The sequence below is a fragment of the Streptomyces sp. NPDC006335 genome (assembly GCF_040612795.1).
GTDB lineage: Bacteria > Actinomycetota > Actinomycetes > Streptomycetales > Streptomycetaceae > Streptomyces.
Genome location: NZ_JBEXQX010000005.1, coordinates 271,248 through 297,169, shown reverse-complemented (window position 1 = coordinate 297,169; position 25,922 = coordinate 271,248). Strand labels below are relative to the sequence as shown.

At 71.5% G+C, this 25,922-nt stretch carries 24 protein-coding genes; 7 read left to right on the top strand and 17 right to left on the bottom strand.

Going from position 1 to position 25,922, the window contains the following annotated elements; genetic code table 11:
• Positions 1-85: 85 nt before the first annotated feature.
• The 10 genes from aspA to ABZ098_RS17500 all read right to left on the bottom strand — a co-directional run bounded on the left by aspA (position 86) and on the right by ABZ098_RS17500 (position 10,965).
• On the bottom strand, positions 86-1,516 hold the full coding sequence (gene aspA / locus ABZ098_RS17545; protein WP_356591936.1) for an aspartate ammonia-lyase: 1,431 nt from the start codon (positions 1,514-1,516) through the stop codon (positions 86-88).
• 115 nt (positions 1,517-1,631) lie between these two features.
• Complete coding sequence (locus tag ABZ098_RS17540) at positions 1,632-2,648, bottom strand: asparaginase (RefSeq protein WP_356592339.1); 1,017 nt, start codon at positions 2,646-2,648, stop codon at positions 1,632-1,634.
• A 79-nt stretch (positions 2,649-2,727) separates the two neighbouring features.
• On the bottom strand, positions 2,728-4,176 hold the full coding sequence (locus tag ABZ098_RS17535; RefSeq protein WP_356591934.1) for an amino acid permease: 1,449 nt from the start codon (positions 4,174-4,176) through the stop codon (positions 2,728-2,730).
• Positions 4,173-4,865: a FadR/GntR family transcriptional regulator gene (locus ABZ098_RS17530; protein ID WP_356592337.1), complete on the bottom strand. Its 693-nt coding sequence runs from the start codon at positions 4,863-4,865 to the stop codon at positions 4,173-4,175. Before ABZ098_RS17530 ends, ABZ098_RS17535 begins: the two co-directional genes overlap by 4 nt.
• A 961-nt stretch (positions 4,866-5,826) precedes the next feature.
• Complete coding sequence (locus ABZ098_RS17525; RefSeq protein WP_356591932.1) at positions 5,827-6,663, bottom strand: undecaprenyl-diphosphate phosphatase; 837 nt, start codon at positions 6,661-6,663, stop codon at positions 5,827-5,829.
• 74 nt (positions 6,664-6,737) lie between these two features.
• Entirely contained in the window at positions 6,738-7,112 is a 375-nt protein-coding gene (gene crcB, locus ABZ098_RS17520; protein WP_356591930.1) for a fluoride efflux transporter CrcB, read from the bottom strand.
• A 2-nt stretch (positions 7,113-7,114) separates the two neighbouring features.
• Entirely contained in the window at positions 7,115-7,489 is a 375-nt protein-coding gene (locus tag ABZ098_RS17515) for a DUF190 domain-containing protein (RefSeq protein ID WP_356591928.1), read from the bottom strand.
• Positions 7,486-7,941 carry a fluoride efflux transporter CrcB gene (gene crcB, locus ABZ098_RS17510; RefSeq protein ID WP_356591926.1) on the bottom strand — a complete coding sequence of 152 codons (456 nt, stop codon included), beginning with the start codon at positions 7,939-7,941 and terminating at the stop codon, positions 7,486-7,488. Before crcB (ABZ098_RS17510) ends, ABZ098_RS17515 begins: the two co-directional genes overlap by 4 nt.
• A 474-nt stretch (positions 7,942-8,415) precedes the next feature.
• A complete protein-coding gene (locus tag ABZ098_RS17505; protein WP_356591924.1) occupies positions 8,416-8,703 on the bottom strand; it encodes a winged helix-turn-helix domain-containing protein in 288 nt (95 codons plus the stop codon).
• A 240-nt stretch (positions 8,704-8,943) separates the two neighbouring features.
• Complete coding sequence (locus ABZ098_RS17500) at positions 8,944-10,965, bottom strand: beta-galactosidase (protein ID WP_356591922.1); 2,022 nt, start codon at positions 10,963-10,965, stop codon at positions 8,944-8,946.
• 197 nt (positions 10,966-11,162) lie between these two features.
• On the opposite strand from ABZ098_RS17500, the gene ABZ098_RS17495 reads away from it, so the two are divergent.
• The 5 genes from ABZ098_RS17495 to ABZ098_RS17475 all read left to right on the top strand — a co-directional run bounded on the left by ABZ098_RS17495 (position 11,163) and on the right by ABZ098_RS17475 (position 16,540).
• The gene (locus ABZ098_RS17495; RefSeq protein ID WP_356591920.1) at positions 11,163-12,194 is read left to right on the top strand and encodes a LacI family DNA-binding transcriptional regulator; all 1,032 of its coding nucleotides are present in this window, start codon (positions 11,163-11,165) and stop codon (positions 12,192-12,194) included.
• Positions 12,195-13,085: 891 nt separating this feature from the next.
• On the top strand, positions 13,086-13,436 hold the full coding sequence (locus ABZ098_RS17490; protein ID WP_020138451.1) for a VOC family protein: 351 nt from the start codon (positions 13,086-13,088) through the stop codon (positions 13,434-13,436).
• 62 nt (positions 13,437-13,498) lie between these two features.
• Positions 13,499-13,888 carry a MarR family transcriptional regulator gene (locus ABZ098_RS17485; protein WP_356591918.1) on the top strand — a complete coding sequence of 130 codons (390 nt, stop codon included), beginning with the start codon at positions 13,499-13,501 and terminating at the stop codon, positions 13,886-13,888.
• 516 nt (positions 13,889-14,404) lie between these two features.
• Positions 14,405-15,316, top strand: coding sequence for an acyl-CoA thioester hydrolase/BAAT C-terminal domain-containing protein (locus tag ABZ098_RS17480; protein WP_356591916.1), 912 nt, complete (start codon positions 14,405-14,407; stop codon positions 15,314-15,316).
• Between the two features lie 243 nt (positions 15,317-15,559).
• Positions 15,560-16,540, top strand: a complete 981-nt coding sequence (locus ABZ098_RS17475) for an AraC family transcriptional regulator (RefSeq protein WP_356592335.1) — start codon at positions 15,560-15,562, stop codon at positions 16,538-16,540.
• A 266-nt stretch (positions 16,541-16,806) separates the two neighbouring features.
• Here the strand turns inward: ABZ098_RS17475 and ABZ098_RS17470 are convergent, their stop codons facing one another.
• The 4 genes from ABZ098_RS17470 to ABZ098_RS17455 form a co-directional block, all read right to left on the bottom strand.
• The gene (locus tag ABZ098_RS17470) at positions 16,807-17,202 is read right to left on the bottom strand and encodes an SseB family protein (protein ID WP_356591914.1); all 396 of its coding nucleotides are present in this window, start codon (positions 17,200-17,202) and stop codon (positions 16,807-16,809) included.
• A gap of 108 nt (positions 17,203-17,310) precedes the next feature.
• The gene (locus ABZ098_RS17465) at positions 17,311-18,540 is read right to left on the bottom strand and encodes an acyl-CoA dehydrogenase family protein (RefSeq protein WP_356591912.1); all 1,230 of its coding nucleotides are present in this window, start codon (positions 18,538-18,540) and stop codon (positions 17,311-17,313) included.
• Positions 18,541-18,641: 101 nt separating this feature from the next.
• Positions 18,642-19,184 (bottom strand): cysteine hydrolase, encoded by a 543-nt coding sequence (locus ABZ098_RS17460; RefSeq protein ID WP_356591910.1) that lies wholly within the window; start codon positions 19,182-19,184, stop codon positions 18,642-18,644.
• Positions 19,181-20,665 (bottom strand): cytosine permease, encoded by a 1,485-nt coding sequence (locus tag ABZ098_RS17455; protein ID WP_356591908.1) that lies wholly within the window; start codon positions 20,663-20,665, stop codon positions 19,181-19,183. The genes ABZ098_RS17460 and ABZ098_RS17455 overlap by 4 nt, the downstream gene beginning before the upstream one ends.
• 712 nt (positions 20,666-21,377) lie before the next feature.
• Between ABZ098_RS17455 and ABZ098_RS17450 the strand changes: the two genes are divergently transcribed.
• Positions 21,378-22,094, top strand: a complete 717-nt coding sequence (locus ABZ098_RS17450) for a phosphotransferase (protein WP_356591906.1) — start codon at positions 21,378-21,380, stop codon at positions 22,092-22,094.
• Positions 22,095-22,132: 38 nt separating this feature from the next.
• Here the strand turns inward: ABZ098_RS17450 and ABZ098_RS17445 are convergent, their stop codons facing one another.
• From ABZ098_RS17445 to ABZ098_RS17435, 3 genes are all read right to left on the bottom strand, one after another.
• A complete protein-coding gene (locus ABZ098_RS17445; protein WP_356591905.1) occupies positions 22,133-23,131 on the bottom strand; it encodes an aldo/keto reductase family protein in 999 nt (332 codons plus the stop codon).
• 121 nt (positions 23,132-23,252) lie between these two features.
• Complete coding sequence (locus ABZ098_RS17440) at positions 23,253-23,666, bottom strand: cytidine deaminase (RefSeq protein WP_356591903.1); 414 nt, start codon at positions 23,664-23,666, stop codon at positions 23,253-23,255.
• Between the two features lie 165 nt (positions 23,667-23,831).
• The gene (locus ABZ098_RS17435) at positions 23,832-24,314 is read right to left on the bottom strand and encodes a MarR family transcriptional regulator (protein ID WP_356591901.1); all 483 of its coding nucleotides are present in this window, start codon (positions 24,312-24,314) and stop codon (positions 23,832-23,834) included.
• A 160-nt stretch (positions 24,315-24,474) separates the two neighbouring features.
• Here ABZ098_RS17435 and ABZ098_RS17430 point away from each other — a divergent pair, with 160 nt between their 5' ends.
• On the top strand, positions 24,475-25,890 hold the full coding sequence (locus ABZ098_RS17430) for an aminotransferase class I/II-fold pyridoxal phosphate-dependent enzyme (protein WP_356591899.1): 1,416 nt from the start codon (positions 24,475-24,477) through the stop codon (positions 25,888-25,890).
• The last annotated feature ends 32 nt before the right edge of the window (positions 25,891-25,922 follow it).

The window sequence follows — 25,922 nt, the reverse complement described above, 5'->3', positions numbered from 1 at the left end:
ACGCTTCATCCCTGGGTGTGACGGCACCCCGCGTGTCGGCCCGGCGCGAGGCGTCGGATCACCTGATGACGCGGGGCGCCGCCGGTCAGACGGCCCGCGTCGGATCGCCCGCCTCGTGGCCGCCGCCCGCGAGTACCTCGGGACGCAGCAGGTCCGCGAGGCGCTCGGCGGGCAGCAGGCCCTTCTCCAGCACGAGTTCGGCCACGCCCCGGCCCGTGGCGAGGGCCTCCTTGGCGATGTCCGTGGCGGCCGTGTAGCCGATGTGCGGGTTGAGGGCGGTGATCAGGCCGATGGAGTTCTCGACGGTCAGGCGCAGTGCCTCGGTGTTGGCGGTGATGCCGTCCACGCAGCGCTCGGCCAGGGTCAGGCAGGCGGCGCGCAGGTGGGTGATCGACTCCGACAGGGAGTGCAGGATGACCGGCTCGAAGGCGTTGAGCTGGAGCTGTCCGGCCTCGGCGGCCATGGTGATGGTGACGTCGTTGCCGATCACCTCGAAGGCGACCTGGTTGACGACCTCGGGGATCACCGGGTTGACCTTGCCGGGCATGATCGACGAACCGGCCTGGACCGGCGGCAGGTTGATCTCCCCCAGACCCGCGCGCGGCCCCGATGACAGCAGCCGCAGGTCGTTGCAGCTCTTGCTGAGCTTGACGGCGATCCGCTTGAGCACGCCGGACATCTGGACGAAGGCACCGCAGTCCTGGGTCGCCTCGACCAGGTTCGCCGCGGTGACCAGCGGGAGCCCGGTGATCTCGGCGAGGTGGCGGCGGGCCGACTCGGCGTAACCGGCGGGAGCATTGAGTCCGGTACCGATGGCCGTGGCCCCCAGGTTGATCTCATGGATCAACTCGACGGCCTCGTCAAGACGGGACCGGTCCTCGCCCATCATGACCGCATACGCGGAGAACTCTTGACCGAGCGTCATGGGCACCGCGTCCTGCAACTGTGTACGGCCCATCTTGAGCACATCGCGGAACTCGACGGCCTTGCGGGCGAAGGAGTCCTGGAGTACAGCCATCGCGTCGAGCAGTCCACGTACCGCGAAGACCGTCGCCACCTTGACGGCGGTCGGGTAGACGTCGTTGGTCGACTGGCCCAGGTTGACGTCCTCGTTGGGGTGCAGGAACGAGTACTGCCCCTTCCGGTGCCCCAGCAGCTCCAACGCCCGGTTGGCGATGACCTCGTTGGCGTTCATGTTCGTGGAGGTGCCGGCCCCGCCCTGGATCACGTCGACCACGAACTGGTCGTGCAGCTTCCCGTCCCGGATCTCACGGCAGGCCTCGACGATCGCGGCGGCCTTCCTGGACTCCAGCAGCCCGAGCTCCTCGTTGGCGAGCGCGGCGGCCTCCTTGACGGCGGCCAGGGCGTCGATCAGGTGGGGGTAGGCGGAGATCCGGGTCCCGGTGATGGGGAAGTTCTCGGTGGCCCGCAGGGTGTGCACACCCCAGTAGGCGTCGACGGGTACGTCCCGGTCGCCCAGCAGGTCGTGCTCACGGCGGCTGACGGCGGCGGTCATGAGGGTATGGGTCCTTCTTCCGAGGAGGGTTCAGGTGAGCTTTTAAGGGCGCGGGGAACTGCGCGACCAGCCACGTACGGGCCGCGGCCGCCGGACGAGAGGAAGGGGCAGATTCTTAGGCACACGCCGCCTCGGCGATGGGCTCCAGCGAACGAACCGGCCGCACATGCCCGACTTCACGGCCGCCGCCCAGAAGCGCCTCACCCTGGAACTCCGTCAGCAGGTCCGGCGAAACCCCGGCACGGGCGAGCGCCGCCGCGGCGACCGGCACCCGCGCCCGGTTCGCCCCGTCGGAGATCTTCACGGCGACCGCCCGCCCGTCGGGAAGCGCGGCCACCTGAACTCCCTCGAAGCCGTCCTTGGTGAGCAGCCCGGGCACGGCCTTCATCAGCGCGGCCACATCGCGCCCCGCCCCGGAGGCCATCTCCGGATGCTCCCGCATGGCGTCGGCGACCCGGGCCTCCGGCGTACCGGGGGCGGCCGAGGTGATCCGTGCGGCGGCGCGGGCGAGGCCGTGCAGGGAGACGGAGAACAGGGGGGCACCGCAGCCGTCGACGGTCACGCGCGCGATCCGCTGTCCGGTCAGGTCCTCGACGATCTCGGCGATCGCCTGCTGGAGCGGATGCGCGGGGTCGAGGTAGCCCTCCAGCGGCCAGTCGTTGAGCACACACGTGTACAGCATCGCCGCGTGCTTGCCGGAGCAGTTCTGTGCGAGCCGGGACGGTCCGCGCCGGTCCCGGATCCAGGTGTCCCGTACGGCCGGGCCGAACGGCATGTCGGGGACATTGCGCAGGGCGTCCTCCGAAACGCCCGCCAGCTCCAGGATCCGCCGGGCCCCGGCGAGGTGGCGTTCCTCGCCGGAGTGGCTGGCGGCGGCGAGCGAGAGGAGCTCTCCGTCGAGGGGCAGCCCGGCCCGGACCATGGCGACGGCCTGGACCGGTTTGAGCGCGGACCGCGGATAGAACGCGGCCTCGATGTCGCCGAGTTGGAAGCGGACGTCTCCGTCGCCGTCGAGGACGACGACGGAACCGTAGTGGGTGCCCTCGATCAGCCCGCCGCGGATGAGGTGGGCGACGGGGGCGTGGAGGGGTTCACGGACCAGGGGTGCGGCCGCGACGGCACTGATGTACATCACTTCCTGCTTCTCCGGGAACGCCACGCGGATCACGCGTGCGTGCCGGTCGTTTCGGGTTCGGAAGGCGCGCGAGAGATCACGCGCCGGTGGATTCGGTCCCGGTGGCCGCGCGGGTCACCCGGCCGCGGACGGCGAACCATCCGGCGACCAGGGCTCCGGCGATCAGCGGGAGACACAGCACGGTGGTGCGGCCGGCGCCGCCGTCGGCGTACATGAGGACCAGGACGGAGGCGAGGAAGGCCAGCGTCACGAGTTCGGTCCAGGGGGAGCCCGGCAGTCGGTAGCCGGGGCGGGTCAGGTCGCCCCTCTCGGTCTTCTGCCAGAAGAGCAGGTGACAGACCATGATCATGCCCCAGGTGGCGAGGATGCCGATGGCGGCGAAGTTCAGCACGATCTCGAACGCGTCGGCGGGGACGACGTAGTTGAGGCCGACACCGAGGACGCAGACGCCGCTGGTGAGCAGGATGCCGCCATAGGGGACCTGGCTGCGGCTCATCACGCCGGTGAACCTGGGCGCCGAGCCGGACATGGCCATGGAGCGCAGGATGCGGCCGGTGGAGTACAGGCCGGAGTTGAGCGAGGACATGGCCGCGGTGAGGACGACGAGGTTCATCACGCCGCCGGCGGCCGGGATGCCGATGTTGGACAGGACGGTCACGAAGGGGCTCTCGCCGCCGGTGTACTTGTTCCAGGGCAGCAGCATCGACAGCAGGAGTACCGAGCCGACGTAGAAGAGGCCGACGCGCCACATGATCGAGTTGATCGCCTTGGGCATGATCTTCTCGGGGTTCTCGGTCTCGCCCGCGGCGACGCCGACGAGTTCGACGGAGGCGTAGGCGAAGACGACGCCCTGGATGATCAGCAGCATCGGCAGCAGGCCGTTGGGGAAGACACCGCCGTTGTCGGTGATCAGGGACGGGCCGGGGTGGTGGCCGTCGATCGGGTGCTGGGTGGCCAGCAGGAAGACTCCGATCAGCATGAACGCCACGAGCGCGCCCACCTTGATGATGGCGAACCAGAACTCCAGCTCACCGAACATCTTCACCGAGATGAGGTTGACGGTGAGGACGACCGCGAGCGCGACGAGGGCGATCACCCACTGCGGGATGTCGGAGAACATGCCCCAGTAGTGGGTGTAGAGCGCGACGGCGGTGATGTCGGCGATTCCGGTGGTGGCCCAGTTCAGGAAGTACATCCAACCGGCGACGTAGGCGCCCTTCTCGCCGAGGAACTCCCGGGCGTACGACACGAAGGCGCCGGAGGAGGGCCGGTACAGGACGAGTTCGCCGAGGGCGCGCACGACGAGGAAGGCGAACACGCCGCAGACCGCGTAGGCGATGAACAGGGAGGGTCCGGCGTCGGCGAGGCGGCCGCCGGCGCCGAGGAAGAGGCCGGTGCCGATGGCTCCGCCGATGGCGATCATGTTGACGTGCCGTGATTTGAGGGACTTGCTGTAGCCCTCGTCTCCGGCGTCGACATGGCCGGAACGTTTCTGCACGCCGTCGTGCAGGGACTGCTCGCTCACGCCTGGGGCTCGCCTTCCATGGGGGTGTCCGTGCTGTCCGTGCCCGTGTTCGGGGAACGCACGATGTCGGTGAGGGTGGTCTCGACGCGGTCGAGGTGGTGGGACATGGCCTCCACCGCGTCGTGCTCGGAACCGTCGATCAGCGCCTCGACGATCGCGCGGTGCTCGCGGTTGGACTGCTCCCGGCGGCCGCCCAGCTCGTTGAGGAAGGCCGACTGACGCGCCAGTGCGTCGCGGATCTCCTCGATGACCCGGCGGAAGACCGGGTTCTGGGCGGCCTCAGCCACGGCGAGGTGGAAGAGGGTGTCCATCGCGACCCAGGCCGTGGTGTCGGTCTCCCGTTCCATCCGGTCCAGGAGGTGGGCCAGGTGGTCCAGGTTCTCCGGGGTACGGCGCTGTGCCGCGTACCCCGCGACCGGGATCTCGACGTGGCGGCGGACTTCCAGCAGGTCGCTGGCCGCGTAGTCGCCGAAGGTGGGGTCCTCCACGGCGTTGGCCACGACGAAGGTGCCCTTGCCGGTCTTGGAGACGGTCAGGCCCATGGTCTGCAGGGCCCTGAGGGCCTCGCGCAGCACGGGCCGACTGATCTCCAGCGTGCGGCAGAGCTCCGCCTCGGAGGGGAGCTTGTCGCCGATGGCGTACTCCCCCCGCTCGATGGCGCCACGCAGATGCGCCAACACCGCCTCCATGGCGCTGACGCGCCGCGGAGGCTGACTGGCTGTCCGGCTGTCTGACAGGTTCACGGGAGCGATACTCCGGGCGGCGGGAGGGTGCTGTCAAGGGGGTGAGTGCGCGAAGGGTGAGGAGCGGGGGTCGCCTCACGAGCACGTGCTGGTCAGCGGGGTCGCGGGGCGATGAGGGGCGGGAGTGTCAATGGCGGTCGGGGGGCGCATCTCCGTGGCGGTCGGCGGAACCAGGCCTTGGCCTTGGTGTCAGTCCGCTGCCCCGAGCCGCCGGGTGCGCGAAGGCGAGAAGCGGGGGTCCTCTCATGTGCCGGTGCTGGTCAGCGGGCGTGCCTCCGTGTCGGTTGGAAGGGCGCATCTCCGTGGCGGTCAGCGGACCGGCGCCACGGTGGCAGTCCGCTGCCCCGGGCCGCCGAGTGCGCGAAGGCGAGAAGCGGGGGTCCTCTCATGTGCCCGTGCTGGTCAGCGGGCGTGCCACCGTGTCGACTGGAAGGGCGCACGCCCATGTCGGCCAGAGGGCGCACCACCGTGGCGGTCAGCGGACCGGCGCCCGGTGGCAGTCCGCTGCCCCGGACCGCCGAGTGCACGAAGGCGAGAAGCAGGGGTCCTCTCATGTGCCCGTGCTGGTCAGCGGGCGTGCCTCCATGTCGACTGGAAGGGCGCACGTCCATGTCGGCCAGAGGGCGCACCTCCGTGGCGGTCAACGGCCCGGCGCCCCGGTCGCAGCCCGCCGCCCTGGCCCGCCGGGTACGCGAAGGCGAGAAGCAGGGGCCCTCTCATGTGCCCGTGCTGGTCAGCGGGCGTGCCACCGTGTCGACTGGAAGGGCGCACTCGCAGCCCGCTGCCCAGGACCGCCGCTGCGGTCAGCGGCTCGAACCTCCGCGCACGTGGGCGCGGACTCGCACCCCCATGGCGGCCGGCCGCCCGCGCCCCCCGCACAGGTCAGCTCGACAGCGTCCCGCACAGGTCAGCTCGACAGTGTCCCCGTCGTCAGCAGGCCGAAGAGGAGCAGGCCGACGACGATCCGGTAGATCACGAAGGCGTTGAAGGAGTGCTTGGCGACGAACTTCAGCAGCCAGGCGATGGAGGCGTAGGCGACGACGAAGGAGACTGCCGTGCCCACGGCGAGCGGGGCCGCGCCCACGCCCGCCCCCAGGGCGTCCTTGAGCTCGTAGATGCCGGCGCCGGTGAGGGCGGGGATGCCGAGGAAGAAGGAGAGGCGGGTGGCGGCCACACGGTCGAGGTCCAGGATCAGCGCCGTGGACATGGTGGCGCCGGAGCGGGAGAAGCCGGGGAAGAGCAGGGCGAGGATCTGCGAGCAGCCGACCAGCATGGCGTCCTTGAAGGAGGTGTCGTCCTCACCGCGCTTGTGCCGGCCCATCTGGTCCGCCGCCCACATCACACCGCTGCCGACGATCAGGGAACCCGCGACCACCCACAGGGAGGCGAGCGGCCCCTCGATGAGCGGCTTGGCGGCGAGACCGACGACGACGATCGGGACGGTCGCGGCGATCACCCACCAGGCGAACTTGTAGTCGTGGTGGTGGCGCTCCTCCTTGTCGACCAGGCCCCTCCCCCACGCGGAGACGATCCGCACGATGTCCTTGAAGAAGTACACGAGCACGGCGGCGATCGCGCCGACCTGGATGACGGCCGAGAACCCGACGACGGCGTCGTCGTCGACGGGGATGTTCATCAGCCCCTCGACGATCTTCAGATGGCCGGTGGAGGACACGGGCAGGAACTCGGTCACCCCCTCGACGGCTCCGAGGACGACGGCCTGACCGACGCTGATGACGCTCATGGGATCCAGTTCTTCTCAGGGGAAGGCAGGTGCGGAGGGCACAGTCTTACTACACGCGGACAAGCGTCGAACGCCTACGCCCACACGGCCTGCGCCAGCTCCACTCCCGCGAAGGCCGCCCCGAGACCGGCCACCACACTCGCGACCACGTTGGCCACGGCGTAGAAGCGTGCCCCGGTCTCGGTGAGCCGGAGGGTCTCGTAGGAGAAGGTCGAGTACGTCGTCAGGGCCCCGCACAGGCCGGTGCCCAGGAGGAGCTGGAGGTGGGATCCGGCCGCCCCCGCGGCCACGGCGCCGGTGAGCAGGCCGAGGATCAGGCAGCCCGTGACGTTGACGGCGAACGTGCCCCAGGGGAAGACCGAGTCGTGCCGGGACTGCACCGCGCGGTCGGTGAGATAACGGAGCGGGGCGCCGACCATGGCACCCGTGACGACCAGCAGCCAGTTCACAACTACTTCTTACCCTTCACGCCCGCTATGTCCTGGTTCTCTTCGCGGCCGACGTACCGGATGACCTCGCACTCGTCGAGGGTCACCAGACCTTCGGTGACGAGTTCGTCGAGCTGCGGCAGGAACTCCCGCACCCGGGTCTCGGTGTCGACGATGACGACGGCCACCGGCAGGTCCTCGCTGAGGGACAGCAGCCGGGAGGTGTGGATCAGGGAGGAGGCGCCGAAGCCCTCGATACCGCGGAAGACGCTGGCCCCGGCGAGACCGGCGGCGTGGGCGCGGTGCACGATCTCGGCGTAGAGGGGCTTGTGGTGCCAGGTGTCGTTCTCGCCGATGTGGACGGTGAGGCGCAGGGCGTTGCCGGTCAGTCTCGTCATGGTTGCCTCCACTTCAGGACACGGCGGGCGGCCGCCGACGCGAGCCACACCGCGGTGAGGGCCGCGAGCAGGGTCGCGGCGAGGTAGGCCAGGCCCGTGCCGGGTCGGCCGTGGTCGACGAGTTTCTGGATGTCGACGGCGTAGGTCGAGAAAGTGGTGAAACCGCCGAGGACGCCGGTGCCGAAGAAGGGGCGGACCAGGCGGTGGGCGGCCCGGACGTCGGTGATGACGACCATGAACACGCCGATGACGGCACAGCCGATGACGTTGGTCCAGAAGGTCGCCCAGGGGAATCCGCCGGGCGGGGTGGGCCAGTGGAGGGAGAGCGCGTACCGTGCCGTCGCGCCCAGGGCGCCGCCGAGCGCGACCACCGCGACCACGGGTGCCTGGCCGTGCCGGAGGGACCGGCGTGCGGGTCCGGCGGGGGCACGCACGCTCTGGGGGGCTGTCATGGTCGTGTCTCTCCTACTCGCCGGGGCCCGGCACACGGGCGCGCTCCATCGCAAGTAGGGACCGTTGGCGGCGCCTTCGCCGCGGTTCGGGTACGGCGGGCCCCACCGCCGTACCGCGAGGGTGATCGCGACCGAGGACCAGGGTAACGCCGGGGCACCGCCGGGGTCACTTGGCGGCCGGCGGCCCGGACAGAACGATGCCGCGCTCCCTTGGGCCTGGGCGACGACCAGGTGGCCGACCGCCTCACCGACGCCGGCGCCGTACGGAAGCGGACCGGTGGTGGGCGAGGCCGGTAGGACGGAGGGGGCGTGTACGGCGACACGGGCGGCAGCTCGGAGGGTGCGGCCATCCGCGCGCACCGACCGCGGGCGTCGGTGACGATGCCCTCGGCGCCATGGCCGCCGATCGCGAGGTGCGGCAGGCGTCAGTTCGCTGGGACGGTCGGTCCAGTGGGCGCCCACCCTGCCGTGTCGCTACCAGCCCTTCTCGAACATGCGCGCCACCTCGGCGATGCGCATCTCGTCGCGACGGTAGTAGGTGCGCCACCGGATCCTCCTGGTGCGCACCAGGCCGATCTCCACGAGGAGACCGAGATGGGTCTCCGCGACCGAGCGGGGCACTCCGAGCTTGCCCGCGACCGCGTCTGCGGTGACTCCGTCCTGGGCGGGGTCGCCGTGCCGCTGCGGCGGGAAGTGCGCGGCCGGGTCCTTCAGCCACTCCAGGATGTCCAGGCGCCTCTGGTTGGCCGGAGTCCTCAGCATCTCGTCCCCTCCGCCCCTCCTTCTGCGTGTGTCCACTGTCCCGCAGTCGAAGCCGCCCTGTCCCGCAGTCGCCGAGCTTGTCCGAGATGGAACTCCTCTGTGGCACAGGGCCGTTCGGCGCGGAGGCGGCCGGTGAGGAAGGAGACGCCGACCCGACGGACCCCGCCCGACGGACCCCGCCGGACGCCGTGGGGCCCCTCCGCCCGCGGCTCGTGGTCGCGCGGGCGGAGGGGAGTCGGTTCAGCCGTCGAGCCGTACGACCCGGACGGCACCCGCAGGGACGGCGAGGCGGCCCACGGCGCGTTCGCCGGTCAGCAGTTCGGTGCCCGACGTGTCCAGGGGCACCTTCGCCTCCGACGCGGTGTGGTTGACCACGAAGACGTAGGAACCGGCCTCGCCGTCGCGCCGGACCACCTCGACGTCGTGGGGCAGATCGGCGCGCGAGGGGAGCTGGGCGTCCTCGGCGGCCCAGCCGAGCAGCGCGTCGAGGCCCTGGGCGGCCAGGCGGGTGGAGACATACCAGGCGGTGCCCGCGCCGTGCCGGTGCCGGGTGACGGCCGGGTGGTCGGCGGCCAGGCCGTCGGCGTACGTCCACACGGTCTCGGCACCGCGCGGCACCACGAACTCGGTCCACACGTCGCCGGTGAGCTCGGAGCCGTCGGGGCCGGTGATACGGACCGACTGGTCCGGCAGCAGCGGCGAGAACTCCTCGACGGTCAGGCCCAGGACGTCCCTGAGCGCGCCCGGGTACGCGCCCGCGTGGACGGCGTCGTGCTCGTCGACGATGCCGGAGAAGTACGACACGACGAGGGTGCCGCCGTTCTCGACGTACTCCGTGAGGTTGCGCCCCGCGGCCTCCGTCATCAGGTACAGGGCGGGGACGACGACAAGGGGATAAGCCGACAAGTCGGCTTCCGGGTGGGCGAAGTCGACCGTGAGGTGGCGGTCGTAGAGGGCCGCGTAGAAGGCGTCGGCGCGCTCGCGCGCGTCATGGTCCTCGCTGGGGCGCCAGTCGAGGTTCTGCGCCCACCAGGAGTGCCAGTCCCACAGCACCGCCACGTCCGCCCGGGTGCGGGTGCCGCGGATCTCGCTCAACGAGTCGAGAGCGGCGCCCAGTTCGACGACCTCGCGCCACACGCGCGTGTCGGTGCCGCCGTGCGGGACCATCGCCGAGTGGAACTTCTCGGCGCCGCGCCGGGACTGGCGCCACTGGAAGAACATGGCGCCCTCGGAGCCGCGGGCCACGTGCGCCAGGGAGTTGCGGGCCATCTGGCCGGGGGCCTTGGCGGGGTTGCGGGGCTGCCAGTTGATGCCCGAGGTGGAGTGCTCCAGCAGGATCCAGGGGGCGCCGCCCGCGACCGAGCGGGTGAGGTCGGCGGCCATCGCGAGGTTGACGTGGGTGCGGCGGCCGTCGGTGATGAGGTAGTGGTCGTTGGTGACGATGTCCACCTCGCGGCCCCAGGCCCAGTAGTCGACCGAGTCGCACTGGCTGAGCGCGGTCATGAAGTTGGTGGTGACCGGGACGCCCGGGGAGAGCCGGTGCAGGATGTCCCGCTCCATGACGAAGTTCTCGCGCATGGTGGCGTCGGCGAACCTCTTGTAGTCCAGCGCCTGGCCGGGGTTGCCCACGGTGGCCGCGGTGCGCGGCGGGTCGATCTGCTCGACGCTCGTGTAGTGCTGGCCCCAGAAGGCGGTTCCCCAGGCCTCGTTGACGCCGTCGACACCGCCGTACGTCGTGGTGAGCCAGCGCCGGAAGTGGGCGGCGCAGGAGTCGCAGTAGCAGGCGGAGACGGGGACGCCGTACTCGTTGTGCACGTGCCACATGGCGAGGGCCGGGTGGTCGGCGTAGCGCTCGGCGAGCCGGGTGGTGATGTTCGCCGCGGCCTCGCGGTAGGCGCCGTTGCTGTGGCAGATGGCGCCGCGGGAGCCGAACGCGAGCCGGGTGCCGTCTGCCGTCATGGGCAGGGCGTCGGGGTGGGCGCGGTAGAACCAGGCGGGCGGGACGACCGTGGGCGTGCCGAGGTCGACGCGGACGCCGTTCTCGTGCAGCAGGCCGATGATCCGGTCCAGCCAGCCGAAGTCGTACACGCCCGGTTCCGGCTCCAGGAGCGCCCAGGAGAAGATCCCCAGGCTGACCATGGTGACCCCGGCCTCGCGCATCAGCCGGACGTCCTCGTCCCAGACGCTCTCGGGCCACTGCTCCGGGTTGTAGTCCCCGCCGAAGGCAAGCCTCGTGAGGCCCCTGGGGGTGGTCTCCGGCATGGTCTCTCCCGTTTCGACTGGTTGGGAACGTGCACACACCGATCCAGATGCGTGCGGCCCAAGATAACCGTACAGAGGTGAGCCTTGCCAAGGTCTGACGGGAGACTTTTCTGTGCACGATCCCAGCCGACGCGCATCCCCCTGGTGCCGTCCCGCCGTTCGACCACCCCCTTCCCGCCCTCACGGGCCTTAGAGTCTTGACCATGAACAATGCGGGGGGCCGGCGCAGACCGCCGACGATCCACGACGTGGCCCGCGAGGCCGGGGTCTCGCGGGGCACCGTCTCGCGCGTGCTCAACGGCGGACACTACGTCAGCCCGCCCGCCCTGGAGGCGGTCAACGCCGCGATCCGCAAGACGGGGTACGTCGTCAACCGGCACGCCCGCTCCCTGATCACCGGCCGCTCCGACTCGGTCGGGTTCCTGCTCACGGAGCCCCAGGAGCGGTTCTTCGAGGACCCCAACTTCAACGTCCTGCTGCGCGGCTGCACGCAGGCGCTGGCCGCCCACGACATCCCGCTGCTGCTGATGCTGGCGGGGACCGAGGACGAGCGCCGCCGGATCAAGCGGTTCATCACGGCGGGCCACCTCGACGGCGTCCTGCTGGTGACCAGCCATTCCGCCGACCCGGTGGCCGAGGAGCTGCACAAGGCGGGCGTGCCCGTCGTGCAGTGCGGCAAGCCCATGCGGCCGGGCTCGAAGGTCAGTTACGTGGCCGCGGACGACCGCGATGGCGCCCGTGACATGGTGCGGCATCTGCTGTCGCTGGGCCGCCGCCGGATCGGCATCGTGACCGGCCCGCCGGACTCGCCCGGCGGGGTGGACCGCCTCGCGGGCTACAAGGAGGTGCTCACCGAGGCGGGCATCGAGATCGACGAGCGGCTCGTCGTCGCTGGCGACTACAGCCGGGCCGCCGGGCAGGCTGGCACCGAACGGCTGCTGGCCCAGGCCCCGGACCTGGACGCCGTGTTCGTCGCCTCCGACCTCATGGCGCTGGGCGCTCTGGCGGCGCTGCGCCAGGCGGGCCGCCGGATCCCCGAGGATGTGGCGGTGGGCGGCTTCGACGACTCCATCGCGGCGACGGAGGCCACCCCCGCCCTCACCACGATCCGCCAGCCCTACGACCGCATCAGCGCCGAGATGGTGCGGGTGCTGCTGGCTCAACTGGGCGGCGAGGATCCGGCGGCGGTCATCCTGCCGACGGAGCTGGTGCGGCGCGAATCGACCTGAGCCGGGTTCGGAGCGGCCCGGTGGCCGGCGGTCCATGGCCCGTGCGCGCGGCGACGGCCGCGCTGCTCAGGCCGCCGCGTTCCACGAGCCGACGCGACTGGCTCGCGAACTCCACCACGAACATCGGCGGCGGGTGGGCGGACAGTCGGCCCCACTCACCGTCGGCGCGTCCGGCGCGTCCGCGCGGCTCGGCCATCCGGTCGGCGGCGAGGCGCGGCAGGCGTGAAGCGACCACAGCGGGGCGCCACACGATCGACGGCCATCGCGCGGACAGCCCGCCCCACCCACCGTCAGCACGTTCACGCGACTCGGCCATCCGGTCAGCGGCGAGGCGCGGCAGGCCTGAAGCGACCACAGCGGGGCGCCACACGATCGACGGCCATCGCGCGGACAGCCGCCCCACCCACCGTCAGCACGTCCGCGCGACTCGGCCACCCGGTCAGCGGCGAGACGCAGCAGACGAGAAGCGACCACAGCGGGGCGCCACACGATCGACGGCCATCGCGCGGACAGCCGCCCCACCCACCGTCAGCGCGTTCACGCGACTCGGCCACCCGGTCGGCGGCGAGGCGCGGCAGACGAGAAGCGACCACAGCGGGGCGCCATGGGATCGGCGCGGGTGGACGTTCGCATGGGTCGGGCCGGGTCGATCGGTTCGCCGACCAGCGTGCACTCTTCCTGACGGTGACCTTCGGAGCACGCCCCTGCCGGTCCGCCGGCCCCGCACCGAGCCGGCGCGTCCGCTTCCGCGCAGGGCCTCGTTGCTCAGCTCGGATCGGGGCGGTGCCGTGCGGGGACCGATCAGGATCGGAGAAGCGCTCCTCCCCTCCCCCGGCCTAGCGTGAAACCACCGACACGGACCGTCGGGGACACCACACGAAGGAGCACACCATGACTGCCGGCCTCAAGACGATCATCTACCCCGTCAAGGACCTGGCGGCGGCGAAGGCCCTGTTCGGCGCGCTGCTGGGCGTGGAGCCGTACGCGGACGAGCCGTACTACGTCGGCTTCAAGGACGCCGGCCAGGACGTCGGCCTCGACCCGAACGGACACGCCCGCGGCATGACCGGCCCGGTGCCCTACTGGCACGTCGACGACATCCGCGCCACGCTCGCGGCGCTGGTGGCGGCCGGGGCTGAGACGCTCCAGGACGTCCAGGACGTCGGCGGCGGCAAACTGATCGCCTTCGTCAAGGACGCGGACGGCAACCTGGTGGGGATCACTCAGGATCCGCAGGCCTGAGTTTCTTGCACGCGCACTAGTTGCACAGACAACAATGGCTCGATCGGTGTTACCGTGCATGTATGGCGGTGAACACGGTCGGGACCGGCCTTGAGGAGCGGTGGCGGGACATCCTGTCGGTGCATGCGCGCACGATGTGCGAGATCGACCGCGTGCTGCATCCGCACGGGTTGGGCGCGAGCGATTTCGAGGTGCTCGACATCCTCGCCACCGAGTCGCCCCGGGAGGGCGACCAGTGCCGCGTGCAGAACCTCGTCGGCCGGGTGCATCTGAGCCAGAGCGCGCTGTCCCGCCTGATCGGCCGTCTGGAGAAGGACGGCTTGGTGGAGCGGTCCATGTGCGTGGAGGACCGGCGGGGCGTGTGGGTGTCCCTCACCCGCAAGGGCCGTGACCTGCACGCCGAAGCACTGCCGCTCCAGCGCGAGGTGCTGGCGAGGATGCTCGACGGCTAGGACCGACCGCGTGGCCCGGTTCGGTACCCGGTCGGTGCCCGGGACGCCGACCTGATGTCAGAGCCTGGTGTGAGGCTCTGCGCATGACGGAAGCGAACGACCCCGGCCTTCGCCAGGTCACCGACGTCCGCGAGACCACTCCCTGGCTCCGTCGAGACCACGCCCGAGCTCCGGCGCCGGCTGATCGACTGCTGGATCGCGGTCACCAACGCGGGGGGGTGCCGCCGATTTCCCCTTCCCACCCGTCCGGTACGACAAGGTCGCCCCGGTCACGGACAAGCTCCTCGGCCGCCTCCACCCGCAGGGCAGCCGGCTCGTCACCGCCTGGTTCGACGGTGTCCTGGCCGGGCGGGTGGTGCTGAACCGTGATCCCCAGTGGCTCGTCGGGCACCTGGGCCTCTCATGCGGGAGCTGCTGCGGCCGGCGGCCCGGGGAGGAGAGGGACTGAGGATCGGTGTTCACCGCGGCCCGGTGCGGGACAGCCTCCCCTCATGATCGGAGAGGCGGGCCCCGCGCATGCGTGAGGAAGAGATCGTGTCGGAGATCGTCGAGCACGAGGTGACGGATCCCTGGGAAGGGGCCCTGTTCGAGCCTGTCGCGGGCAGCGCCGCCGGGGTCGTGGTGCTGGCGGGGTCCAGCGGTCGTGTGGAGCGGCGGCGAGCGCGACTTCTGGCTCAGCAGGGTCTTGTCGCCCTCGCCATACGCTGGTTCGGGGGGCCGGACGGGCCCGCCGGGATCTGCGAGATCCCCCTGGAGACCTTCGTCGCCGCGGTGGACCTGCTGCGGTCCCGCGGAGTGGAGCGCGTCGGCGTCCTGGGGCTGTCCAAGGGCGCCGAAGCCGCACTGCTCACGGCGGTACGCGAACCGCGCGTGGACGTCGTGGTCGCCGTGTCGCCGACCGCGCTGGTCTGGTGCAACGTCGGGCCCGGCCTGGACGGCCGCCGGCATCCGTACCGTTCCTCCTGGACCTGGCGGGGGCGGCCGCTGCCCTTCATGCCCCTGGACGACTCCTGGCGACCGGCGGAGGAGGACGGCGGGCCGGTGTCCGTCCGCGGGTGGTACGACCTCAGCGAACGGACCTTCGCCGGCCACCTGGAGGCCGCCGCGATCCCGGTGGAACGGGCGCGGGCCGACGTGTTGCTCGTGGCCGGTGGTGACGACGCCATGTGGTCCTCCCTGCGGTACGCCGAGCAGCTGGCCGCACGACGTCGCGCAGCCGGAGCCCCGGTCCGACTGGTCACCCACGCCGAGGCGGGCCACCGTCCGCGGTTCCCCGGCGAGGATCCCGCCGAGTCCTCCGGGACGTTCCGCCACGGGGGCACACCGCAAGCCGACGCCCTGCTCGGGGAGTTGGCCTGGGAACCTGTCCTCGACGCGCTCCACCCCCCTCGGGGCGACCGGTCGGTGGCCGGTCAACAGTCACGGTGAAGCAGTGGGCGTCCCGTCGCCCTTCGCGTGAGCCCGGACCATCCACCACACCGGACCACCCGCCGCCGGCCCCGTGGTTCACCGGGCAACTCGGCCCCGCCGCGCCCCCCCCTTGCGGCACCACCCTGAGGAGATTGCCGACGCTGTGAAATCCGCGTCGGCCACCGCCCGGCATGACCGGCCGTCCGCGGGTCATGCTGAACAGCAGACGCCGAGCGGGGAAGGGGCTGACGCGCCTTGGCCGTGGAAGAGGAGCGGGTCGCCGATTTCAACAGCTACGCGACGAACTCGCTGGAGGAGGCGCACGACGCGATCGCGGCCCACTACTACGATCTGCGTCTCGAAGTCGCGGGCCAGGCAGCGGAGTTCGCGACCGCCCTCAACGTCGTCGATCTCGGCGCGCTCGTCGTGGGCGACATCCGCTTCGGCACCGAGATGCGGATGAGCTTCGGCGAACCGGGCGTGTACCACGTCGCCGTTCCCTTCGGCGGCTGCTTCAGCGTCCAGCAGGGGCACGGGAGCGTGGAGTTCGCGACCGAGCGGCGGGCGCTGGTCTTCGATCCGGCCCGGGACATCCACATCGACACCTGGTCCGCGGACTGCCAGGCGCTCACCGTCAAGATCGACAAGGCAGCCGTGCTGCGGCAGTTGGAGGTGCTGCTGGGCCGGTCGGTGCGGCGCCCCCCGTGCTTCGAGCCGTACATGGACGTCTCGCGGGGACCGGGTCTGAGCTGGATGCGCCTCGCGATGTGGAACCTGCTGGAGCGGGACGTGCCGCTCGGGCTGCTGAGCCATCCGATGATCCGCGGCCGTCTCGAGCAGACGCTCCTGGAGGGGATGCTGCTGGCCACCGACCACACGTTCCGCGCAGCGCTGGACGCCCCTCCCCCACCGATGCGTCCGGCGTCGGTGAAGCGGGTGATGGACGCCGTACAGGAGCTGCCCGCCGAGCCGTACGACGCGAACCGGCTCGCGGGCATCGCCCAGGTCAGTCTGCGCACCCTGCAGGAAGCTTTCCGCAGGCATGTCGGCATGTCGCCGATGGCGTACGTGCAGGAGGTGCGGCTCCAGCGGGTCCACCGGCAGCTGCGGGCGGCGGCCCCGGGGACGACCACGGTGACGGACGTGGCTCACGCGTGGGGGTTCGTCCATCTGGGCCGGTTCGCGCGGCGGTACCGGGAGCGCTTCGGGGAGTCGCCCTCGCAGACGCTGCGCGCCGCGTGAGCCGTCGCGACCGCCGATCCGCCGCGTTTTGCGGACATGCGCCACGTTTTCCGGAGCGACGGCCCGCCGGATCGGTCCTATGGTCGGGTCACGGCGATCGCACGGCGCGCCGGGGATGAGCAGGGTCGGCGCCGCTCATCCCTGTCTTCGCAGGCGAGAACCCGGGTGCGGCAGCGGGAGCAGGTCGCGCCCCTCTGCGGGCCCGGCCGCTCCCCCTCCGTCGCAATGTGGTGGCCGGGCCCCACCGCGTGAGGCCGGCGTACGGCTCAGCCCTGGGGGCGCGCCAGCAGCGTGCGCACTCCCTCGGACGTGAGCGTCAGCGGGTGCGTGGAGCTGGCGTCGATCGAGAGCGACAGGTCGCCGTCCGGCCACTGCGCGGCGAGCGCGCCCAGCGGCACCAGGCGGTAGCGGGAGACGAACGGCAGCAGTTCGGCCATCTCCGTCTCCGAGGTGAACACAGGCACCACGGGAGCGCCGTCCTGCTGCTCCAGCACGGGCAGCGCCACGGTCGTGTCCTCGTCCGCGGCGTCGTCGGGCACCGGAATGAGCACGTCACTGGTCGCGAGCGTGTCCAGCGCCGTCACGTCCTCGGTGTTCTGCGTCAGCGCGTCCAGCGCCCGCTGAGCCGGTGTGGCGTTGTGGTCGTTTGCGGGTGTGTCCATGGCAGATCCCCTGGTAGCGGCGGTCGTGCGGCCCGCCCGCGGGCATGATCGCCCGGGGCGCGGTCCTGCTCGCGTACCCGAGGGTGCCGAGAGCATGCGTTCGGGACGTCAGGGAATCAGCGCGATGTGCTCCGAGGGCAGACCGAGGGTGTCGCAGCCGACCCGGCGCACGAGCGGCTCGTACATGCCGGGTCCGACGTGGGTCCAGTACGTGGCCGCGTCGCGGAAGTAGCGCTGCATCCGTTCGCCGTCGCGCGCGTGGCGGGAGCCGCCCGTGCGGAACAGGATGCTCTGGAGGACGTCCCAGGCCATGCGTCCGGCGTTGAGGAAGGTCAGGGCGAGCCGGTTGTCCTCTGCCATGGTGAAGGGTGCCTCGCCGCTCACGTTGCGTCGGCAGGCTTCCATCCAGTCCTCGGCGGTCTGCCTGAGGCAGGCCTCGGCCATGTGGATCACGCCGAGGGCCTCGCCGAGGTGGCGTTGGTAGTCGGGCAGGTCGGCGCGGGTGCGGTCGGGCTCCAGGAGCAGCGGGCGGGCGGCGACGATCCGGGCGTACTCGTCGGCGGCGGCGTACGCGGTGCCGATCATGACGGCGGCGAGTTCGCCGTGGAAGAAGCTGGGCGCGCGGCCCGCGTACATCGGGTTGCCGTGCAGCTCGGAGCCGACGCTGCCACCTTCCACGGGCAGGTCCAGCAGGCTCGTCTCGCGGGTGAAGTACGCGGGGACGCGGGCCTGTTCCATGCGGATGCTGTTGGATCCGGTGCCGCGCAGGCCGAGGGCGCCGCGCCAGTCGTCGAGGACCGTCCACACCGAACGCGGGGCGACGAACAGGACGGGCGGGCCGGGCGGGTCGCCCGCGCGCAGGGTCTGGCCGACGTAGTGGGTGGAGTAGGGGGCGCCCGAGGAGTACGGCCAGGTGCCGTCGAGGACGACGTGGTCGGGGCCGTCGGGGCGCGCGACGCCGACGGGGGCGACCGTGGAGGCGGCTCTGAAGTCGCCGTCGCTGCAGAAGAGTTCGTCCTGGGCCTGCTCGTCGAAGACCGTGCAGACCTGGAGCACATGGGCGGCGGTGAGGCACAGGGCCCAGCCGGTGGAGGGGCAGCCGCGGGCGATCTCGACGACGACGCGGTAGAAGACGGGCAGGCCGAACTCGTGGCCGCCGTAGCGGCGCGGCTGGAGGATCCGGTAGAGACCGGCTTTCAGGAAGTCGTCGTGGGTGGCCTCGGGGTAGTGCGTGAGCCGCTCGGTCTCGGCCTGGCGGGCGAGCAGCGCGGGCCTGAGGGCCACGGCCCGTTCGATGATCTCCCGCTCGGTGGGGCCGGGTCGGGGAACGACTGTCACGGTGCCTCCTGACGTGTGGGGGCCGTCCTTCCGGGAAGCGCTACCGGCGATTCAACACGGCCGGGCGCCGCCCGGTACCGACCGGATATCGCCAAGTGGCCTCAGGATCCGATCAGTTGGTCCACGGTGACGATCCGGATCAGGGGCCCGTACGTCTCCATCACGTCCAGCGCCCTGGCGTGCGAGGTGTCGTCGGCCCCGGCGCAGGCGTCGGACACCACCAGGGTCTCCACGCCCGCGTCCGCTGCGGCGAGCGCGGTGGACAGGACGCAGCAGTCGGTGCTGACACCCGCCAGGACCAGGCGGCCCTCGGGGCGGACACGGGCGGCGAGTGCGTGGGTCCACTTGCCGAAGGTGGTCGCGTCCATGAGGTGCGGCGCCCGGTCGGCGAAGTCGTCGGTGAGGCGCCACAGCGGGGCGTCGGACGGCTGGAGGGCGAAGGGCCACCGCGCGTAGTAGGGCTGCCAGGCTCCGGTGGGCTGGCCGGGGGCGACGAAGCGGGTGAACGTGACCCGTTCGGCGAAGGCCGGCAGCAGCCGCCGTACGCCTGCCGCCGCCTCGGCGTAACGAGGGGCGGCCCAGGGGCTGTCGGGCTCGGCGAAGACACGCTGCATGTCGATGACGGCGAGCCACCCGGTCGTCATACGACGTCCTCCTGCGCGCGGACCCGTCGGCGGCCGAAGGCCAGGGTGCCGAGGAAACCGAGCGCGAGCGCGGCCAGCACGCCGAGGTTGGCGTACGCCCAGGAGCCGGACGGGCCGCCGAGGCCGAACGGGCCGAGGAGGTAGCCCTGCCAGTCCAGCCAGCTCGCGGCCGAGTTGGTGACCAGGCCCCAGCCGAGGGCGGTGGCGAGGACCGTGAGGATCAGCGGGGTGGGCGGTGCGTCACCGTAGCGGCCGCTCGGGCGGTAGAGGTCGGCCTCGGCGTAGTCACGGCGGCGCAGGAGGAGGTCGCCGAGCATGATGCCGCACCAGGCGGCGATGGGGACGCCGAGCGTGGTGAGGAAGCCCATGAACTGGCCGAGGAAGTCGTCGGCGAAGAACACGATGTAGACGGAGCCCGCGATCATCAGGACGCCGTCGACGAGCGCCGCCAGCGGGCGCGGGATCCTGACGCCCGCGGACAGCAGGGCGAGTCCCGAGGAGTAGATGTCGAGGACCGCGCCGCCGACCAGGCCGAGGACCGCGACGACGGCGAAGGGCACCAGGAACCAGGTGGGCAGGAGGGTGGTGAGCGCGCCGATCGGGTCGGCGGCGACGGCTGAGTTCAGGGTGGTGGACGAGCCCGCCAGCAGCAGTCCGAACACCAGCAGGAGCAGCGGGGCCACGCAGGCGCCGAAGGTGGTCCAGCCGACCACGCCCCGGCTCGACGAAGTCCGGGGCAGATAGCGGGAGTAGTCGGCGGCGGCGTTGACCCAGCCGAGGCCGAAGCCGGTCATCATGAAGACGGTCGCGCCGATGAACTCCTGGGCGGAGCCCGCCGGGAGGGCGCTGACGGCGCTCCAGTGGATGTGGTCGGCGACCAGCCCGACGTACACGACGGTCAGTACGCCCGTCACCACGGTGATCACGGTCTGAAGCCGCATGATCAGGTCGAAGCCCATCACCCCGCCGACGACGGTGAGCCCCGCGACCACGATCAGGGCGATGACCTGGGTCCCCGTGCCGCCGCCCCAGCCGAGCCGTCCGAAGACGGTCGCCGTGGCGAGGGTCGCGAGGGCGCACAGCACGGTCTCCCAGCCGACGGTGAGCATCCACGAGACGACCGACGGGAGGCGGTTGCCGCGCACCCCGTAGGCGGCGCGGCTGAGCACCATCGTCGGCGCGGAGCCCCGCTTTCCGGCGACCGCGACGAAGCCGCACAGCAGGAACGAGAAGACGATCCCGAGCACGCCGGCCACCAGCGCCTGCCGGAAGGAGATCCCGAAGCCGAGCACGAACGAGCCGTAACTCAGGCCGAGGACCGAGACGTTGGCGCCGAACCAGGGCCAGAACAGGGTGCGCGGGGTGCCCTTGCGTTCGGCGTCACCGATCACGTCCAGCCCGTGCGTCTCCACCTGGAGCTGCCGGGCGGTGGATCTGTTGCCGAGGGCTCTGGTGTCGGGGGATCCCGAGGTGTCTGTCATCGTCGGCCTGCCTGTTCAGACGTGTTGGGGCGACGGTAGGCAGGGGGCGCGGAGGCGTCAATCAGGCAACGTCCGCGTCACCCGGCATCCGACCGGCGGCGGTGGCGTCGGCAGGGGCGTCCTGACCGCCCCGGAGGTCACCGACCGGGTCCGGGCGGCCCTGCCGACCTGCGACGGGAGCTCCGCAACGATCAGCACCGGCCTGGGTGAACCCCCGGGCGAGCAGGGCAAGGATTCCGGCTCGCGTCCTTATGGACTCGTTGCTGCGGGTCGGCGCGTTCGTCCCGACGCTCACCCTGCTGACCGACCGCACAGGCGACGACGAGAGGGAGGTCGCCGCGGTGGCGGGCGACTTCCTCGCACACCGGACCGGCCGATTCCTCGGTGCCCGACTGCGCGCGGGACGCGTCGGCGGTCGCGCTCCGGGTGACGTCCGGGACCGGACCGGGGCGCTGATGGCACGTCACGGCGGACGGGCGGTCCTCCTGGCCCGCTTGCCGCCGGTGGTCGGCGCCCTCGCCCCGCACCTCGCGGACGCCACCCGCCTGCCCTTCCGACGCGTCGCTCCTCGCCAGCATCGTCGCGGCCTGCGTGTGGGCGACGGCGGAGGCGGGGCCGGGGTACGCCGCGTCGGCCTCTCTCCGACTCTTCTTCGCACTGGACCCCACGACAGGGCTGCCGGCGCTCGGGGTGGTTCGGGGATGATCTGCGGATGCGCCCGTTGAAGCACGGTTACACCAACCACATCCTGAGCGACGGTGCCGTCGTGAAGAAGACGTACGAGGGGCCCGACGCGGACCTCCGGCTCCGGCGCGAACACGAACTGCTCACCCGGCTCCGGGGCCGGCTGCCCGTGCCGCCGGTGGTGGCGGCGGACGACACCACCCTCACGCTCGGCTTCGTGCGGGGCACGCCCGGCCAGGAACTCCTCGACTCGGGCTGTGCGGAGGCGGTCCTGGTGTGCTGCGGGGAGGTGCTGCGCCGCCTCCACGAGACCGCGCCGAACGCGTTGGAGGCGGACGCGCATCAGGCGGACGCGCATCAGACGGACGCGCCCGAGGGGGCCGCGTTCGAGGCGGGCAAGGTGCTCGTGCACGGTGACTTCGGTCCCCACAACGTGCTGCTGGATCCCGCCACCCGCGCGGTCACAGCCGTCGTCGACTGGGAGTTCGCCCACGTCGGAGACCCGCTGGAGGACCTGGCCTGGTGCGAGTGGATCGTACGGATGCATCACCCCGCCGAGCGCGAGGCACTTCCGCACTTCTTCCGGGCCTACGGCGGCGAGGTGCCCCCATGGCCGGTCCGCAAGGGCGCCATGCTGGCCCGTTGCGAGGCGCTGAGGGAGTTCTGCCACCGCTGGGACCCGCACGGCTCGGGTGTGCGGCAGTGGCGGGAGCGTTCGGCCGCCACCGCCGCGTGGGCGGAGTAGCCCGGGAACCCGTCGTCAGGGCGGCCCGGCGTACGGGGTCAGCGGTGCTTGACGCCGGCCTGGGCGCCGGGCGCGAGAGTGGGTTCGGTGACGGGGACGTCGCCGAGGGCCTGGTCGACGGCGGTGAGCAGGTCGTCGGACAGTTCGACGCCGGATGCGGCGGCGTTGGCGTGGACCTGTTCGGGCCGGGAGGCGCCGGTGATGGCCGAGGCGACCTCGCCGCGGCGCAGGACCCAGGCGAGCGCGAGGGTGGGCATGCTGATGCCCGCCTCCTCGGCGATCGGAACGAGACGCTGGACCGCTTCCAGGATGGCGTCGCTGTAGACGAGGTCCTGCGAGACCGCCATGTCCGCGGACGCGAACCGGCTTCCTTCCGGCACGGGCTGCCCCGGCTTGTACTTGCCGGTGAGCACGCCCTGGGCCAGCGGCGACCACACGATCTGCGAGATGCCGTTGGCGGCGCACAGGCCGAACACCTCGGCCTCGGGGGCCTGCCAGAGCATGGAGTACTGCGGCTGGGAGGAGACGAACAGCTCGGGCCCGGCGAGGTCGATGGCCGCCTGGATCTGCTCCGGCGTCCACTCGCTGAAGCCGATGTAGCGGGCCTTGCCCTGTTCGACGACCTTCTGGAACGCCTCGACGGTGTCCTCGATCGGCACGGTCGTGTCGAAGCGGTGCGCCTGGTAGAGGTCGACGTGGTCGGTCCGCAGGCGGGTGAGGGAGGCGTCGATCTGCCGGCCGATGTGGGCCGGGGACAGCCCCCGGTCGGCCGGGTCGTCCGACATCGGGAAGTAGACCTTGGTGGCCAGGACGTAGGAGTCGCGGGGGTGGGCGGACAGGATCTCGCCCCAGGCGGTCTCGGCGGCACCCCGGCCGTAGGCGTTGGCGGTGTCGAAGAAGTTGATGCCCGCGTCGAAGGCCGCCTCGGTGCAGGCGCGGGTCGCGTCCGCCTCGACGCCGCCGGAGTAGGTGAGCCAGGATCCGAGCGAGATCTCCGAGACGTTCAGGTCCGAGCTGCCGAGTGTGCGGTACCGCATGGTTGTCGCTCCTTGTTTCGGGCCGTCCACCGGCTCCGGGGCGGGTGGGCGAGGCTGCTGTCCACGCTGCTGTCCACGGGATCGCCGACCATGCCCGTCGCACCGGCTCGGTCGGCTCCTCTCACTCGGCGTCGAGCTGGTGATCGGCCCACACGTAGCTCTCGGGCAGCAGGTCGGTGATGGTCACCGTCCGGGTACGGGCACCGGTGCCGACGATGACCTTGAGGTCGGGGAAGTAGTCCAGCAGGACCTGCCGGCAGCGGCCGCAGGGAGGAACGACCCCGCGGTCGCGGTCCCCCACGGCGACGATCGTGTCCAGGTCGTAGGCGCCCTGGGCGGCCGCCGTACCGATGAGGACCAGTTCGGCGCACGGGCCGCCCGTGAAGTGGTAGGCGTTCACGGCGGTGACGATCCGGCCGTCCCGGGCTCGGGCCGCGGCCGCCATGGTGTGGTTGTCGCCTCGGCACCGGGTGCGGGCGACCTGCGCCGCGGCCTGGACGAGTTCGTGGTCGACGGGGTGGCTCCGTGTGGTCAACTTCTCTGCCTTCGTCGTCGGTCGGGTGAGGTCGTCCCGCGTGCGGGCGCGGGCAAGCGAAGTATCCGAGGGTGGGTCGATTCCGGCGGCGGGGCGTGGCGCTGGGGCACCCAGACGGCCGGTGGCTTCCGGGGCCGTCGAGCGCGCTCCGGAGGGCCGGGGTTCTCAGCCTTCCCGCAGCGCCTTGTGGATCTCCCCCAGCGCACGGGTGAGCCGCGTGTAGTCGTCACCGGCCAGCGGTACGACGAAGTACCGCTCCACGACCTGCGAGTGCACGGCCACGGCCTGGAGGAACACGGTGCGACCGTGGTCGGTCGGCTCCACCAGGACGCTTCTGCGGTCCTCGGGCGAGGGGGCGCGGCCCACGAGGTCGGCCTCTTCCATGCGGTCGATCAGCCGGGTGATGCCGCTGCTGGTCAGCGTGAGGTCGTCGGCGAGTTCGCGCTGCGAGACCTCTTCTCCCGGCTGCCGGCAGAGCCGGATGAGGACCTCGAACATGGTGTGCCCGATACCGCACTCGCGCCGTAGGGCGGTGTCGATCCGCTGCTCCAGCCGGGTCGCGGCCTTGATCAGCAGCCCGAAGTCGTGCACACGGGGGCTGTTCGCCGCTCGGGCGGCCTCATCGCCCCGCCGGGTCGTGGCATCCACTGTCTGCGCCCTCTCGTGCCGTCGGCCGGACCGTCTGTCCGTCCGCAGTTTACTGCTTCCTCACCTACCGACGTCTCAATTACTGAGCAATCAATTGCTGAGTAGTCAACGAAGTCCTATGCTCGGCTTCCCGGCGGAGAGTCGTAGAAAGGGAAGTCCCATGGACCTGCAGCACTGGCTGGGCCGAGCCACCGAGGCGATACAGCAGTGGGCCGACGGCTTCGGCCCCTTCGAGCCGCACGCGGCACTCCATGTCGACGACGAGCGCTTCGCGGCCGCCTTCCAGGAGTTCACGGGGCGGCTGGGCGACAACTACCCCTTCTTCCACCCGCACTACGCGGGTCAGATGCTCAAGCCCCCGCATCCCGCGGCCGTCGTCGGCTATCTCACCGCCATGCTGATCAACCCCAACAACCACGCCCTGGACGGCGGTCCCGCCACCGCACGGATGGAGCGGGAGGTCGTGGCGCAGCTCGCCACGATGTTCGGGTACGACACCCACCTCGGCCATCTCACGACCAGCGGCACGATCGCCAACCTGGAGGCCCTGTTCGTCGCCCGGGAGCTGCATCCGGGCCAGGGGATCGCGTACAGCGCCGACGCCCACTACACCCACGGCCGGATGTGCCACGTCCTCGGCATGAAGGGCTACCCGGTGCCCACCGACGACCGCGGCCGGATGGACCTCGACGCCCTGGAGGACATCCTGCGCGGGGGCGAGGTCGGCACGGTGGTGCTCACCGCCGGCACCACCGGGCTCGGCGCCGTCGACCCCGTCCACCGGGCCCTGGACCTGCGGGAGCGCTACGGCGTCCGACTCCACGTCGACGCCGCGTACGGCGGCTTCTTCACCCTGCTCGCCGGCGCCGACGGCCCCGAGGGGCTTCCCGCCGAACCCTGGCGGGCCATCGCCCGGTGCGACTCCGTGGTCATCGACCCGCACAAGCACGGCCTCCAGCCCTACGGCTGCGGCGCCGTCCTCTTCCGCGACCCCGAGGTGGGCCGCTTCTACCTGCACGACTCGCCCTACACCTACTTCACCTCCAGCGAGCTCCACCTCGGCGAGATCAGCCTGGAGTGCTCCAGAGCTGGTGCCTCGGCAGCCGCCCTGTGGCTCACCTTCCAGCTCCTGCCACCCGCCCCCGCGGGCCTCGGCCGGGTCCTGGCCGCCGGCCGACGCGCCGCCCTGCGCTGGTCGGACCTGATCACCGCGTCCGACGTGCTGGAGCTGTACCAGCAGCCCGAGCTGGACATCGTCAGCTACTTCCCGCTGGTCGAACCGGCCACGCTGAGCGGGATCGACGGGGCCTCGGCCCGGGTCCTGGCGGACGGCATGGCCGGCGCCGATCCGGTGTTCCTGAGCACCCTCAGGGCCGACCGCGAGGCGTTCACGGCCCGCCATCCGAAGATCAGCGCGGATGCCGACGGGGCGCGCGTGCTGCGCAGCGTGCTGATGAAACCGGAGTCCGAGCATCACGTGGAGCACGTCCACGGCCGGGTCGAACAGCTCGTACGAGCCGTCCCCGGCGGCTCCCCGGTCGGCTCGTCGCCCGCTCCTGTACTGCGAGCGCAGTAGAGGCAAGTGTCTGCGGACGGCCAACGACGAGA

Bases quoted from the DNA above. Each gene is read 5' to 3' on its own strand.
- ABZ098_RS17540 (WP_356592339.1), bottom strand. From the start codon at position 2,648: ATGTACATCAGTGCCGTCGCGGCCGCACCCCTGGTCCGTGAACCCCTC.
- ABZ098_RS17445 (WP_356591905.1), bottom strand. From the start codon at position 23,131: ATGCGGTACCGCACACTCGGCAGCTCGGACCTGAACGTCTCGGAGATC.
- ABZ098_RS17485 (WP_356591918.1), top strand. From the start codon at position 13,499: ATGGCGGTGAACACGGTCGGGACCGGCCTTGAGGAGCGGTGGCGGGAC.
- ABZ098_RS17500 (WP_356591922.1), bottom strand. From the start codon at position 10,965: ATGCCGGAGACCACCCCCAGGGGCCTCACGAGGCTTGCCTTCGGCGGG.
- ABZ098_RS17430 (WP_356591899.1), top strand. From the start codon at position 24,475: ATGGACCTGCAGCACTGGCTGGGCCGAGCCACCGAGGCGATACAGCAG.
- ABZ098_RS17490 (WP_020138451.1), top strand. From the start codon at position 13,086: ATGACTGCCGGCCTCAAGACGATCATCTACCCCGTCAAGGACCTGGCG.
- ABZ098_RS17530 (WP_356592337.1), bottom strand. From the start codon at position 4,865: ATGGAGGCGGTGTTGGCGCATCTGCGTGGCGCCATCGAGCGGGGGGAG.
- crcB (WP_356591926.1), bottom strand. From the start codon at position 7,941: ATGACAGCCCCCCAGAGCGTGCGTGCCCCCGCCGGACCCGCACGCCGG.
- ABZ098_RS17450 (WP_356591906.1), top strand. From the start codon at position 21,378: ATGCGCCCGTTGAAGCACGGTTACACCAACCACATCCTGAGCGACGGT.
- ABZ098_RS17505 (WP_356591924.1), bottom strand. From the start codon at position 8,703: ATGCTGAGGACTCCGGCCAACCAGAGGCGCCTGGACATCCTGGAGTGG.
- aspA (WP_356591936.1), bottom strand. From the start codon at position 1,516: ATGACCGCCGCCGTCAGCCGCCGTGAGCACGACCTGCTGGGCGACCGG.
- ABZ098_RS17480 (WP_356591916.1), top strand. From the start codon at position 14,405: ATGCGTGAGGAAGAGATCGTGTCGGAGATCGTCGAGCACGAGGTGACG.
- ABZ098_RS17525 (WP_356591932.1), bottom strand. From the start codon at position 6,663: ATGAGCGTCATCAGCGTCGGTCAGGCCGTCGTCCTCGGAGCCGTCGAG.
- ABZ098_RS17460 (WP_356591910.1), bottom strand. From the start codon at position 19,184: ATGACGACCGGGTGGCTCGCCGTCATCGACATGCAGCGTGTCTTCGCC.
- ABZ098_RS17515 (WP_356591928.1), bottom strand. From the start codon at position 7,489: ATGACGAGACTGACCGGCAACGCCCTGCGCCTCACCGTCCACATCGGC.
- ABZ098_RS17455 (WP_356591908.1), bottom strand. From the start codon at position 20,665: ATGACAGACACCTCGGGATCCCCCGACACCAGAGCCCTCGGCAACAGA.
- ABZ098_RS17470 (WP_356591914.1), bottom strand. From the start codon at position 17,202: ATGGACACACCCGCAAACGACCACAACGCCACACCGGCTCAGCGGGCG.